Source organism: Bacillus cereus group sp. N8 (genome assembly GCF_016483685.1).
Lineage (GTDB): Bacteria > Bacillota > Bacilli > Bacillales > Bacillaceae_G > Bacillus_A > Bacillus_A proteolyticus.
The window spans coordinates 1-12,744 of record NZ_JAEHBK010000022.1 but is presented as its reverse complement, the minus strand read 5'-3'; the positions used below and the strand labels follow the sequence as shown (position 1 = coordinate 12,744).

The following is a 12,744-nucleotide window of genomic DNA, read 5'->3' as shown; positions in this document are numbered from 1 at the left end:
TTAAAATGAAACACTAATGAAAGTAATATTTACTTATTATCTGTATTTTATTAAACGTAGCACATACATCACACCTCTCACACCATTAATACGTTACATTCAAATTATACAATATAAACCCATGTATTACAATTCCCCTTTTTAACATTACCTCTATTACATGCCTAGAAGGTTGATTCATACGGTACGGTTCCCCTCCGTTCGATCTGATTACTCTTTAGGACATTACTTCATTTCTTTTTGGCATTCTTTTAAATAATCGATAGCCTCTTGAACCTGTTCTTTTGTTGAAAGTAATTCCATCACATTACCTTCCGTGTTATATACACGAATTTTTCTTTCCTTGTACTCCATCCCTAACATTCCTTCATCAGCCAAAAGCTTTATGTTATCTTCCATCTTCACCCTCCTTTCTACTAAAATAGCGTTTTTATTTACTAGAGTGGATTTTATTGAATAGCCATTCTAGTGTTTACAGCGCTAAATTATCTGGAGGTTTAACTAACGCTATTATTGCTCAAGCAGTTCCAGTATCCCAAAATGAAACGTTCGAACTTTTTGTGTCCCTTACTAAAACCGGACCATTTCCTAGCCCTTTGATAGCTATCAATGTTCAATATTATAATGAAAATACTTTTTTGGAAGACGGCTGAGTTACTTTTATACTTTTCAATCGTATCCCCGATAACAACGAAAAAGATTGGTTAGAAGTTTATGAGACTGCTTCTCCAGTGCCGGCTACAGCTAATACAGCATCAATAGTTATCGCTAAGTTCCCCGAATTTGGAAGTTCAGATGTATTTATTGATGATATATCCCTTCTATCCGTCGGACCCACTGGGAACACCAGAATCACCCTCTTGTATCATTAACTCAAAATCATAGATCAATTTTTCCATTTAGTTCTCTTCCTTCTCAAATAAAGATTTTTTATTAAATCCACAAACCCCTAAGAAGCATACATACGATAACATGTGGTATTCTTTTTCAATATAAATTTTGGTCAGAGAACGCATTGGAAAGCGCTCTTTTATGTTTAAATAAGGATTCTGTTCTATTTTTTTATTTACGCTGTTTTCGTAAGAATTGTTGCTATCTTGACCATACTGATAAAAGGTTGACTTTCAACTAGTAAATTGGATTTAAAGGAGGGTTAACATGAAAGATGAATTAAGTATAAATATCTATTTAGATGAAACTGATACTCCGTTTTCAAGATATTATAGCTCAGATGATGTTCACCTAAGCTCTGACCTTGAAGATTTTATTTTGTCAAAACTGCACAGTGGCAAAAGAAAAGAAGTAGAAATATTTTTTTTAAGTCAGAATGATTTTGACGAAAAGTCATTGAAGACTGCCACATTTAACACTTTTTCTAACCTCTTGAACGAAGAGGAATATACATATTCGAGAAATGTCAAAAAGGCTATTGTTTTGTTTGTGCTTGGTATTATTGTTGGGTTAATATTCTTGAAACTTTCAAGCACTCATGCCTATGTTGCAGGAGTATTAAGCATTGTGTGTTGGGTTTTTATTTGGGCAGGTACAGAGGTTTATTTTTTTGAAAATCAGCAAATCAAACGAAATATTAGAAAATGCAAGAATATTCTAAATGGTAATGTGCACAAAAAATAGAATTTTAGTAAATATTTATAAAGCTGATTTTCGGATTCTACCTTGTGCATTTATTTAGGTGATTGTTTGGACTTGGAAATCGTGTTGAAGATTAATATCGCCATACGAAGAAAGCTTTCATAAATACTTAAGACCTGGATTTAATCTAAGGTCTTATTTTCATCGCAAAAAAACAACAATCTATACGAAAAGGGCCTTTATTTAAAACATATAAATATGCGGGAAGTAATTATCTCGATCATTACGCACGCCCTATCATGTCACCTATACAAAGTGCTCTTTTTTTGTTTGTATAATTAATTAATGCTTGTTTAAACTATAAATAGTTAGTCCTTTCCAAACACCAGCTTGCTTCCATTGTTGTTTCATTTTCTCTACATAAGAGGGGCTACGATTATACATAATGCTAATATCTTTATCTGGGATGCCTTGTTAATTCAATTCGCGTACACGCTCCGGAGTAAGCCCAATGGGTATATCTTTTCGTTTTCCACCACGATTTCTCGGCTGCGTATCAAGGTATCTACCCAACTGGCGTAATTCTTCACCAGTCGGGCACTCCTTACATTCATTGATACTGAAACATTCGTTAGATGTACGGTTATAATAACAACGTCTACATTTCTGTTCGATAATATCGCCAATTTGGTATGTGAGCTCTTTGCGTTCTTCTTTTGTCAGTTTCATACCATCCACCTACAAGCCTGCCTTGAGCGCCATACCAAGCGCTTGTGTTGTATTTATGATTTACAAAAACCTAAAAAAAGTATTGTCCATACATACGTATTAGCAATACCTCTTTTCTTTATCTTATTACATCTTTTACATCTGTATCCACTGGCCACTTTTCTAAAGTATAAGCCATTTCCCAAAATGAATATTCATATTGACTACTAATAATGAAATGCTGTTTCATACGCTTGCGGTCAGACTCTGTCACTTGTTCAGCGATAGTATCTAACCGTGTAATTTGCTCTTCAACTAATGTACGGAACCAATCAGATCCATAAGCAGAAATCCATTCGTTATAAATTGGTTCTTCTGGCTGACACTCTTTTAAACGCTCACCAATTTCATAATATAACCAGTAGCAAGGTAAAATAGCTGCAATAATATCTCCTAAATGCCCTTCATAAGCTGCACGATACATATGAGATGTATATGCATATGCAGTTGGCGCAGGGATAAAATTATCTTTTTCTTCTTTTGTAATCCCTAATTTCTTAGCAAAATTCTCATGTAATGATAATTCTGCCTCGTATGTATTTTGAGCATGGTGTGCCATACGAGCTGTCGTTTCTAATTCCAGTGCCTTTGCCGCTCCTAAAGTTTGTACTCTAGCAAAATGACTTAAATAATATGAATCTTGAAGCACATAATAGCGAAAACTAGCTAAATCTAACGTTCCTTCGCCAAGTTTTTTTACAAAAGGATGATTAAAACTAGCTTCCCAAATTGAATCTACTTCTTTACGTAATGATTGTGAAAAAGTCATTTATATCCCTCCAATAATTTATAAACCATACGTGTTTACCCACAATTATTATAGCTGTAAAATAAAAAAACTTTCTTTACAGGCGTAAAGAAAGTGAAATAGACAATGTTTATTTATTCGTTAATTATGATTGTCTTCCCACTTCCCTACGCTGGTATTAACCAGATCAGGTACTAAGAGTCTCAAATTCCCATTTGATCTCAGCCTATAAAGGCCCCCCTAGTGGATAAATATTTGGTTGTCGTATTGCAATTATCATAGCATACTTCGTAGAACTATCAAAAGTTTTAATTGTACAAATATCTTAAAAACCTTCTTCTTTCCTTACTTTTAATGAAGTTTCAATTATCATATCTAATAGTTTACTATAATTAATTCCAGCCGCATCTGCACTTTTTGGTAGTAAACTTGATTGTGTCATTCCTGGTAATGTATTAACCTCCATTACATATGGAATTCCATCCTTCACCATCATATCAACCCTTGCATAAACACTACATTTTAATGCTTTATAACATGCCAATGACGCTTTATTTACACGTTCCTGTACTTCAGCTGGAAGTTCTATAACTTCTTCAATTGTACTAACATCATCGTATTTTGCATTGTAGTCAAAAAACTCAGCTGCATGTCGAATTGAAACGATAGGTAACTGTTTACCATCAAAAATTGAACATGTAATCTCGTCACCTTTTATATACTTCTCAATTACTACTTCAGAATCCCATTCGAATACAGTTTCCAGCATTGAGATTAATTCATTTTTATCATTGACGATCTTTACGCCAACACTCGAGCCGCCAGAGTTTGGTTTTACCACTAACGGAAATCCTAACTTATCTAAATCATCAAGCTTTAGATCCTCCATTTTTGTAAGTTCAATCCAATCTGGTGTTTCTACTCCTTCATAACGCAAAATCTTTTTCGAAATATTTTTGTCCATACATATACCGCTAGATAACATATTGCTACCGCTATATGGAATACCTAAACTCTCAAGTGTTCCTTGAACTGTACCATCTTCTCCGTATTTTCCGTGTAATGCTAGCAATGCAAAATCAATGTCTTTCGCTTTTTCAATTAAATCCATTTTTTCATTTAACGTAATTGGAACGATTTCATACTTATTTTTATCTAAATGTGCAATCATTTCATTCCCAGTCATAATTGATACTTGTTTTTCAGAGGATACTCCTCCCATAATAACGCCAATTCTCATTTTCTCAACTCCAAGTTTCATTTTTTAAAGTTTCACCAATTATTTGAATCCCACTAACTATTTCTTTTTCCTTCAATCGTGAAAAGCCTAAGCGTAATGTGTTCTCTCCTCCTCCATCAGAGTAAAAAACATCTCCAGGAGAAAACGTAACTCCTTTCTCATAACACTTTTGTAAAAGTGCGCGGGCTTGAATTTTTTCTTCCAACTCTATAAATAAATGAAGTCCACCATCTCCAGTCATTCTTTTAAACGGAATGTACTGATTACACGCCCCAACAGTTAACTCATATTTTTTCTTATAAACAGATCTTGCTTTTTTTAAATATTTTTCAAAATATCCTTCATGTAAATATTGAAACAAAACAGCTTGATCTAACGTTGATGTGTGAATGGTTCTTGCTCTTTTTACACTTTCTAAATAATGAATGAGTTCTTTATCTGCGATGATCCAACCTACACGTAAACCAGGGAAAAGTACCTTTGAAAAGCTACTAATATAAATCACATTATTACCAGCCCCAGCAAAAGTTAATAATGGCGCTAAATGTGAACCTGAATAACGTAATTCCTCATTAAATCCATCCTCTATAATAGGAATCTTATATTTTGAAAATAATCTCATCAATTCCGTTCTTTTCTCCGAACTCGTAACAATACCAGTTGGATTATGATAAGAAGGGATTAAATACGCGAAATCAAAATCCTTTTCACGCAAACTTTTTTCTACTTCATTCGTATCAATACCATCATCATTCATATTAATCCCATGAACTTCAAGTCCATGTAAACGAAAAAGTTTCAATGCAGCATGGTGAGTTGGGTTTTCACAAATAACACGCCCTGATTTTTTCGATAAAGAAGATAATACAATATCTAATCCTTCTGTAAATCCATTTGTAATTAAAATATCTTTGTTCGAAATATCTACACCTTTCATTTCCATGTAATGGAGTAAATAATTCATTAACGGTCTATAACCTTTTGCATATCCGTAGTTCAGTACGATATCCCCTTCAATGGACATGCGAGTAAGAAAAGCTCTTTTGAAATTTTCAACATCAAATAGCTTTTCATCCGGTGCTATACTATTAAAAACAATCATTCCTTTTTCCCAGCGAACACCATGTTTCATTAAATCTAATTCATCCGCTAATGCGGTAACTGTATTGAGTTTATTTTTCCAATCTATTTCAACAGACGAAGTGTTAGAAATATCAACCTTCGCAACAAAATTTCCTTTTCCTTTAACTGCATAAATGAGTCCTTCTTGCTCTAAATCCGCATAAGCAGCGAGTACTGTATTTCTGCTCACAGATAGTAATTCACTCAGTTCCCTTGTTGATGGGATCTTTTGGTTCCCTAACAAATGTCCTTTCATAATCATCTTTTTTAAATAATCTTTCAGTTGAATATAAACAGGACGATCTTTCACAACTTTAAAATCTTTAAACAAATCCTTACCCCCTGCAATCATTTTTGCATATTTATTTCATTTTCAAAAGGTCCACTACATATGTATTTTTTATTAATAGCGGTACGGTCTAATAAAGTGAAACTTTAATCAGTGGGGATTTTGTTCATCCCCCACCGATTATTAGCCCGCATCAATCGGATATATATGGGCAATAAGGATCCCACCTAACTTTTTTGCTCCATTCGAATTTTGAAGGTATAAGTTTTACTGCTATAAATCTCTACGATATAAGTTAATTACATCTTTTAAAGCAGCTGCTGCGGCTCCGCGTGGATTAGAAGCTCCACCAATTGTAGTAACTTGTCCCATTGTATCTGTAAAGAATGTTATTCCTTTTTCAGTTCCATTTACTTTTGCTAGTGAATGGTCTTTTTCTATTTCAAGCGGTTCTACATTAAGATTCACTTTACCATCCTTATCCTTATATGCTGAAGCTATTAATTTAATATATTTGTTTTGCTCCTTAGCATTTCGAATTTGTTGTTTTGTAACATTTTCGATTCCTTTTATATGTATATCTGTAAGCGTATTCTCAACACCCATCAAGCTGTTTGCCAAAAGTAACAATTTACACGCACTATCTGAACCACTTACATCTAGTATTGGGTTCGTCTCAGCAATTCCTTTATTTTGCGCTTCTTTCAGTGCTTCTTCAAAAGTAACATCTTCTTCATACATTTTTGTAAGTATATAATTAGTTGTCCCGTTTAATATTCCTTCTATTTTTTCAATATTGCAGCCAGCTAAACTAAATTGTCCAATATCTAATGTCGGTAGTGCTGCGGCAGTTGCGCCACTATATCGAATTCGTACATTCGCTTCTTTTGCTGCTTCCTTCATTTCTCTCCAGTGAGTAACAAGTGCACCTTTCGAAATTGCTACAATATCCATATGTTTCTCCATCGCTTGTTTTATATATTGTTTTCCTGGATTTCCATCTTTAAGATTTGTAACAGTTGATTCTACCAATACAGTACCACTTATCCCACTTGTTGCACGTTCGCCTGGATGATGTTCTATATATTTTTCAATCGCAGCAGTACCGCCACCATACATTAGTAAATGATGAATAGACAAACCTTCCTCATTATGTATTGCAATATTTCTACCTAATACGCCACTTACAACTAAATGGATTCCATATGTTTCGTATATATATAAATATTTTTCGTTTACTAATTTTATAAACTCTCTTCCTACAGTCCCGTATCCTGATAAAACAACTTGTATTTTCATAATATCCCCCCATATTTTTCTTCCATATCCCTCTTTCAATATAATATAAAGCGCCCCCGAATTCCATCGAGAGCGCTTTATTATTAACTATTGCGGTAGCCGTGATAACTTTTCTGCAATTGTTCTATAAAACTCTTGAATATTAGAAAAACCTAACGTGTCTGAAACACTTAATCCTACCATATCGAGATGATCCCAATTTACTTTCGTTTCAATATGATTCCATTTTCCAGCCTGTAAAAACTCATTATTATATACAGCAATATTAGACGAAGGCGCAATCATAGAATTTGTATTTACTACACCGTCATTTTGCCACCAAGATGTATCAATTAATGGGCGATTTTCTTCAAATCTTGCATAGGAACCTAAGAAAACTGCATTCCCCATTAACACTTTGTTCATTGTAATATGAGGTAGTTGTAAACCCGTTATAGGTGCTGCTTGTGATGCATGTCCACTATACGATAAGTAATATACATCCGATTGTGTCTTTACCCAACTATTTAACTCCTTTGCTCCATCAGTACTTAAATCCCATTGACTAATATCTTTTGTATTTTTCCAAATTGCACTATTTAATATCCGATCAGTATATTGGAAGAAGGACTCTCCAGCATTTTTTTTCATACCCCATTGATCCAATTTAAAATCATATAACGATAAATTATTGTTTCCTCCTAAACTCGCAGCTGTAATGAGTAAATCTTTAACAAACGGAAGCAATAGACTACCATCCGCAAGTGTTGTCCCGTTGTGAGGAGTTGCTAAAGTTGTAACACTATGAACATACGATTTACCACCTTCAAATAGTGGTGATATCTTTGTGTTCGGATGATTTTTCACATAATTTTTTTCTTCATAACTTCCTTCTTTTAATAGCTGTACTAATGTTCTCGTCGTTTGTCCTCCCATACTATGCCCAACTAAATGAACTTTATTTGTTTCACTCCAATTCGTTGCAAAACCACTATATGTTCTACCAAAACGATTATGTCCATGTTTCTCAGCGTGTGCCGCACCATAATCTACTGTTCCACCGTTAATTTGCGCGTATAATTCACATGCACGGTCCCAATTACTAGAAACAGGGCCAACAGCAGCAGTATGTACTGTGTAACCATTTCTTTTTAAATCTTCCTGTATATCATGAACACCACCCCAATATTTTACCTCTAACATTTCTTCCCTACCCCATCCAGCAAATCCATTCACTAAAATGATAGGATAATTATTTTGTTGTCTCTCTTCAGCGTAAGTTGTTTTCGCTGCGAATGAACAAACAGTTACTAATGTGAAAAAACATACTTTTAAAAATAACTTCCCCATACTTTCTCCCCCTAATTAAACACTTTCATTTTTCTGTGAAAAAGATTGACACAATCAGTTTTTAACTTAAACATAATGTAAAGTATTTTATATACGTTGTATATATAGAAAACATATATAAATGTTGATAAATATTAATTCAAGTTAATATTTATTTTTTACAATATTAGCTATAGTTTCCTCATGTTCAACGGATTAAAAGATCATAAGAAAACTAACTCCGCTGCTTGAAAAGAAGGAAAAAGCATGCAAATCGGATCAAACATTCATACATTATCTCAACCTACTAAAATAACTCCATCTAATCTTGAGCATAATACTATCTCTTCTACTAAACTTGAAGGTAAGAAAGCGAATGATCCTATCAAGTTCGATATTTGTTCATCTGAAAAAGAAATGAAACAGCCTAAGCATAAATTTAACGAATTAGATTTATGGAAGATGTTGAAAGATAAAGGTGTTCCATTATGGATCATCCTTGAAATGCTACAAAAAGTCCGTAAAGAAAAAGAAGCTCAAAATAGTTCGGCTCAAAATCCAAATTCGATTGAAGAAACGAACGAGACTCGATTAAATGAAGTAATGTAGTTTATGTTCTCTAAATGATCTATACATAAAAAGAGTTCAAGATCGATAAAGTTTCTATCAACCTCGAACTCTTTTTTAAGATTTTTCTCCAATCGTTACAAACTGAAAAGATACTTCTCCTTCTAAACCTTTAATTAGCTTTCTTACTTTTACATTTTCATTAATCAATGTATTATCTGTCGACATTTTAGGTTTTTCGTCACCTAAAGATTTTTTCAGATGAAGAAGTTGCATTTTCGTTTCATTTGCTTTTATTTCTTTATATACACTATTTTTCGCTACAATCACATACCATTGAAACCCATAATTACGAGTGTTACCAATCCAAGCATTACTATCATATTTAACAGGAATCTCTCTTCCTTCTATTTCAATACTTTGTATAGTCTTTTCGTCTTCATGTGTAAATAATAATGAGCCTTCTTTTGGAAAATTCGGTAATGTGTCTATAGGCATAGAACTGGATACATTATCCCGTTTACAAAAAATCTTTTCTTTAATCATCGCTTGCGCAGTAGATTCATTTAATATTAGTACCTTCCCTTTTCCAAATTCACCTGTTTTCACTGAATAAACTTCATTTTCTTTCGTATTTTCCTTATAACGATTAATAATTGGTGAAGCATTATTCTCATCTCCAATTATTAGTACACCGTTAGCTGGGAATAAGTCTTCATTTTTAGAACATGCGCTTAAGCTTATTAAAATTATTATAGTTAACATGAAGATAGTTAGTGTTCTTTTCATCACGGTTCCTTTCATAATTCAATTTGTTTTTCACATGATTTCCTGTAATCTTAATAGTTGATATCCTCTATTGTTCCATAGTTTTATACAGCTTTTGTAGGTACCGCCAACGAGTTATAAAGAAATATAAAACTTGTATACATATAAATGAAATTAAAATAACGATAGAGCTATTTAAAATAGAAAAATCGACTAATTGTTGTAATGCCGTATAAGCGACTACAGTATGAATTACTGCAACGACAATCGGTAAGAAGAACATTAATAATAATTGTCTCGTTACAACTTTTTTTAACTCTCGTTTACTTAATCCCATTTTCGAAATCATTTTATATTGCTGTTGATCGCGATCCAAATCAGTATATAATCGAAAATAGATAAAACTAGCAGCGAATGTGAAGAAGACGATTCCGACTAAAACACTTAACAAATCTAATGTTAAAGCTTGAAAGTAGAAATTATCTTTGCTAACATCTTTTTCAAATATACTATTTAATTGGTTTGAAATCTCTTTCGTTTTCATCCAATCATCTACAACAAATCCGTAAGTACGATTTTGATCACCTATATCATCTTGGTCAGGAGAAACAGGAATTCCATCATACACATGATCTTGAACAGCAATATAAATACTTCTAGTATCATGCGGTAAAACTAAATTTTCTACAGCTTTTTTCACACGAAATGTCTTTGTCCAATCTCCTTGAATGACTTCAATATTCTTTTTATAGTCACCATTTCTAAATTCTTGTTTTTGGGATACCATTCCAGGAATTAGTAAAATTTCATCTTCTTTTTCAATCGTTTCTTGTTGATACCCGAGTGCTCTCGCAAGTTCGTTATATTCACTTAACTTTATTACATATACGTTACTTTCTGTATATTTATTTGAAGACGAAGCCATTCGATAAGGAATATTAGCATCATCAAGATGTTTTTTTATAGTAGAGAGATTTTTATCTACCTCTTTGTCTGTTTCAAAACTTACATACAGAAATGTATACGGATTTGTCATTCTTACTAAATCCCTATTACCGAGAGCAGCTGTCGTACCAATTGCTGTAAATGCAACTGCTGAAATAATAGATACTATAAAAAACATGGTTGCATTATCTTTCATACGATAAATCAATTCTGAGAATGTTAATATATTCGTTCTCTTTAAAAAGAAAGATTCACTTCTTTTTGCCAGATACAATATATAAACGCTACATTGCGTATATAAAAAGTACGTTCCTATAATTACTAAAAGTACACCCGTTCCGAGCGTAATAAAACTATGATTTGAAATAAAATGAAATACTGATAAATACCCACATCCTATACTAATTAAAGAAAGTAGCGATAATAAAATTGAAGATTTCGGTTCAGGTTTTGGTTTTTCTTCTGCTTGAATGAGTTCTACAAGTTCTGTTACTTTTACCATTTTAAAAGTAACAAGCGAAACAATTAAAAATAAGAAAAGAAACGTGATGACTGTTAATAATACCGCCTGCACTGGTATATAAAAAGGTAGGCCATTGTTAATCATTAATACACTTGCGCTTATCAATAACACTAGCTTAGAGAATACGAGTCCAATGAGAATCCCTATACAAATTGAACCAAATCCAATTAACATATTTTCAATTAATAATAATTTCTTAAGCTGTCGCATTGACATACCTTGCATCATTAATATGCCAAATTCTTTCTTACGCGTTTTTAAAAATGAACTGACTGAATATAGAATGAAGAAAAATGAAAATACAAAAATTAATCCTTGCGAAACGGTAAATCCTAACGTACCAAATGCACTTATTGTTGCACTTGTCGATTTTAACTCCCCTTGTAAATCAGGATGAAATAATAATAGGGCATACGTAAAGAAAATCATAATAGAAAATGCACAACTTAAAAAATGGGCAGCGTATGTACGCTTATTACGAAAAATATTATTAAATGCGAACTGACGAAAAGTCATGCCTTTTTCCTCCTAACAAAGAAAGGACATCCATAATCTTTTGATAAAAGGCTTGCCTACTTTCACCACAATAAATTTCGTTATATAATTGACCATCTTTAATAAATATAACTCTGCTGCAAAAACTCGCTGCATAAGGATCATGTGTAACTAACATCATCGTGGCTTTTTCTTCTTTATTAAGAGTATCTAGCATCTCCATTACATCATTTGAAGATTTAGAGTCTAAATTCCCAGTTGGTTCATCGGCAAGTAATAATTGTGGTTTATGAACGATTGCACGAGCGATTGCAGTTCTTTGAGCTTGCCCCCCTGATATTTCAAACGTTCTTTTACTCAATATATCTGCAATATTTAATTTCTCTGCAATTTCTTCCACTCGTTTGTTCATTTCTTGTACAGATACACCATCTAATGTCATCGGCAATACGATATTTTCCTTTACTGTAAGTGTGCTAAGTAAATTAAATGATTGAAAAACAAATCCTAATTGTTTCCTACGAAATAAAGCTAAACTGTCTGATGATAACTGGAAAGGATTTGTACCATTTATTAACATTTCTCCTGATGATGGAGAATCGATAGTAGATACCATATTTAATAATGTTGTTTTCCCGCTACCTGATGGTCCCATAATTCCTACAAATTCACCTTCTTGAATTGATAAATCAATATCTACCAATGCTTTAAAAGGTATTTTCCCTTTATATACTTTACTAATACTTTTTGCATGTAAAATTTCCATTTATATTCTCCCTTCATTTCCACTGCTCACTATAAAGTGTAAATGAATTGTCTTATAGCACATATTGATTCATCTTTCATTTATCTTACACGCTTGTAAGATTTCTAAAAAAACTGATAACAAACTTATTTTCAATCTATAATCAGTGTATATCCATCTTATAATATTTGCATTGTGGTATGAAATACAATGCTATTTATTTCTAATTTTTATTAATATAAGAAAAAAGACCGATTGTTGATATTATCCCCTTTAAGTAGACAGTGTAAAAAGACCATGTACATACATGGATGTTACACTATTACTTGGAGGG

At 32.8% G+C, this 12,744-nt stretch carries 13 protein-coding genes, 1 pseudogene and 1 riboswitch; of the genes and pseudogenes, 3 read left to right on the top strand and 11 right to left on the bottom strand.

Annotated features, from left to right (window positions below; all coding sequences use genetic code 11):
- Positions 1-225: 225 nt before the first annotated feature.
- The gene (locus JDS80_RS23145; RefSeq protein WP_165616051.1) at positions 226-399 is read right to left on the bottom strand and encodes a hypothetical protein; all 174 of its coding nucleotides are present in this window, start codon (positions 397-399) and stop codon (positions 226-228) included.
- A 53-nt stretch (positions 400-452) separates the two neighbouring features.
- On the opposite strand from JDS80_RS23145, the gene JDS80_RS32260 reads away from it, so the two are divergent.
- Entirely contained in the window at positions 453-653 is a 201-nt protein-coding gene (locus JDS80_RS32260) for an NTTRR-F1 domain (protein WP_071746099.1), read from the top strand.
- A gap of 59 nt (positions 654-712) precedes the next feature.
- Here the strand turns inward: JDS80_RS32260 and JDS80_RS31960 are convergent, their stop codons facing one another.
- On the bottom strand, positions 713-847 hold the full coding sequence (locus JDS80_RS31960; protein WP_257208431.1) for a hypothetical protein: 135 nt from the start codon (positions 845-847) through the stop codon (positions 713-715).
- 311 nt (positions 848-1,158) lie between these two features.
- Here JDS80_RS31960 and JDS80_RS23135 point away from each other — a divergent pair, with 311 nt between their 5' ends.
- The gene (locus JDS80_RS23135; protein ID WP_071746100.1) at positions 1,159-1,635 is read left to right on the top strand and encodes a hypothetical protein; all 477 of its coding nucleotides are present in this window, start codon (positions 1,159-1,161) and stop codon (positions 1,633-1,635) included.
- 300 nt (positions 1,636-1,935) lie between these two features.
- Here the strand turns inward: JDS80_RS23135 and JDS80_RS23130 are convergent.
- The 6 genes and pseudogenes from JDS80_RS23130 to JDS80_RS23105 all read right to left on the bottom strand — a co-directional run bounded on the left by JDS80_RS23130 (position 1,936) and on the right by JDS80_RS23105 (position 8,388).
- A pseudogene (locus JDS80_RS23130) lies at positions 1,936-2,322 on the bottom strand (hypothetical protein).
- Positions 2,323-2,440: 118 nt separating this feature from the next.
- Positions 2,441-3,130, bottom strand: coding sequence for a thiaminase II (gene tenA, locus JDS80_RS23125; RefSeq protein ID WP_071746101.1), 690 nt, complete (start codon positions 3,128-3,130; stop codon positions 2,441-2,443).
- Positions 3,131-3,256: 126 nt separating this feature from the next.
- A riboswitch (TPP riboswitch) is annotated at positions 3,257-3,361 on the bottom strand.
- A 73-nt stretch (positions 3,362-3,434) separates the two neighbouring features.
- Positions 3,435-4,349 carry a D-alanine--D-alanine ligase gene (ddlB, locus tag JDS80_RS23120; RefSeq protein WP_071746276.1) on the bottom strand — a complete coding sequence of 305 codons (915 nt, stop codon included), beginning with the start codon at positions 4,347-4,349 and terminating at the stop codon, positions 3,435-3,437.
- Between the two features lie 4 nt (positions 4,350-4,353).
- Positions 4,354-5,802, bottom strand: coding sequence for a MocR-like pyridoxine biosynthesis transcription factor PdxR (gene pdxR, locus JDS80_RS23115; protein ID WP_199640072.1), 1,449 nt, complete (start codon positions 5,800-5,802; stop codon positions 4,354-4,356).
- A gap of 231 nt (positions 5,803-6,033) precedes the next feature.
- Entirely contained in the window at positions 6,034-7,059 is a 1,026-nt protein-coding gene (locus tag JDS80_RS23110; RefSeq protein ID WP_071772703.1) for a homoserine dehydrogenase, read from the bottom strand.
- Between the two features lie 87 nt (positions 7,060-7,146).
- Positions 7,147-8,388, bottom strand: coding sequence for an esterase/lipase family protein (locus tag JDS80_RS23105; protein WP_071746103.1), 1,242 nt, complete (start codon positions 8,386-8,388; stop codon positions 7,147-7,149).
- A 246-nt stretch (positions 8,389-8,634) separates the two neighbouring features.
- Here JDS80_RS23105 and JDS80_RS23100 point away from each other — a divergent pair, with 246 nt between their 5' ends.
- Complete coding sequence (locus tag JDS80_RS23100; protein ID WP_071746104.1) at positions 8,635-8,976, top strand: DUF3914 domain-containing protein; 342 nt, start codon at positions 8,635-8,637, stop codon at positions 8,974-8,976.
- A 75-nt stretch (positions 8,977-9,051) separates the two neighbouring features.
- Here JDS80_RS23100 and JDS80_RS23095 read toward each other — a convergent pair whose 3' ends face one another.
- From JDS80_RS23095 to JDS80_RS23085, 3 genes are read right to left on the bottom strand one after another with little or no spacing between them, the layout of a single operon-like run.
- The gene (locus JDS80_RS23095; RefSeq protein WP_083596208.1) at positions 9,052-9,738 is read right to left on the bottom strand and encodes a lipoprotein BA_5634 family protein; all 687 of its coding nucleotides are present in this window, start codon (positions 9,736-9,738) and stop codon (positions 9,052-9,054) included.
- A 52-nt stretch (positions 9,739-9,790) separates the two neighbouring features.
- Entirely contained in the window at positions 9,791-11,686 is a 1,896-nt protein-coding gene (locus JDS80_RS23090) for an ABC transporter permease (RefSeq protein ID WP_199640071.1), read from the bottom strand.
- Complete coding sequence (locus tag JDS80_RS23085; RefSeq protein ID WP_098890237.1) at positions 11,661-12,431, bottom strand: ABC transporter ATP-binding protein; 771 nt, start codon at positions 12,429-12,431, stop codon at positions 11,661-11,663. Before JDS80_RS23085 ends, JDS80_RS23090 begins: the two co-directional genes overlap by 26 nt.
- Between the last annotated feature and the right edge of the window lie 313 nt (positions 12,432-12,744).

What these genes read in the sequence shown, in the direction of transcription:
- JDS80_RS23145 (WP_165616051.1), bottom strand. Translation starts at nt 399, where the DNA reads ATGGAAGATAACATAAAGCTTTTGGCTGATGAAGGAATGTTAGGGATG.
- JDS80_RS23100 (WP_071746104.1), top strand. Translation starts at nt 8,635, where the DNA reads ATGCAAATCGGATCAAACATTCATACATTATCTCAACCTACTAAAATA.
- tenA (WP_071746101.1), bottom strand. Translation starts at nt 3,130, where the DNA reads ATGACTTTTTCACAATCATTACGTAAAGAAGTAGATTCAATTTGGGAA.
- JDS80_RS23135 (WP_071746100.1), top strand. Translation starts at nt 1,159, where the DNA reads ATGAAAGATGAATTAAGTATAAATATCTATTTAGATGAAACTGATACT.
- JDS80_RS23090 (WP_199640071.1), bottom strand. Translation starts at nt 11,686, where the DNA reads ATGACTTTTCGTCAGTTCGCATTTAATAATATTTTTCGTAATAAGCGT.
- JDS80_RS23095 (WP_083596208.1), bottom strand. Translation starts at nt 9,738, where the DNA reads ATGAAAGGAACCGTGATGAAAAGAACACTAACTATCTTCATGTTAACT.
- JDS80_RS23085 (WP_098890237.1), bottom strand. Translation starts at nt 12,431, where the DNA reads ATGGAAATTTTACATGCAAAAAGTATTAGTAAAGTATATAAAGGGAAA.
- JDS80_RS23110 (WP_071772703.1), bottom strand. Translation starts at nt 7,059, where the DNA reads ATGAAAATACAAGTTGTTTTATCAGGATACGGGACTGTAGGAAGAGAG.
- JDS80_RS23105 (WP_071746103.1), bottom strand. Translation starts at nt 8,388, where the DNA reads ATGGGGAAGTTATTTTTAAAAGTATGTTTTTTCACATTAGTAACTGTT.
- ddlB (WP_071746276.1), bottom strand. Translation starts at nt 4,349, where the DNA reads ATGAGAATTGGCGTTATTATGGGAGGAGTATCCTCTGAAAAACAAGTA.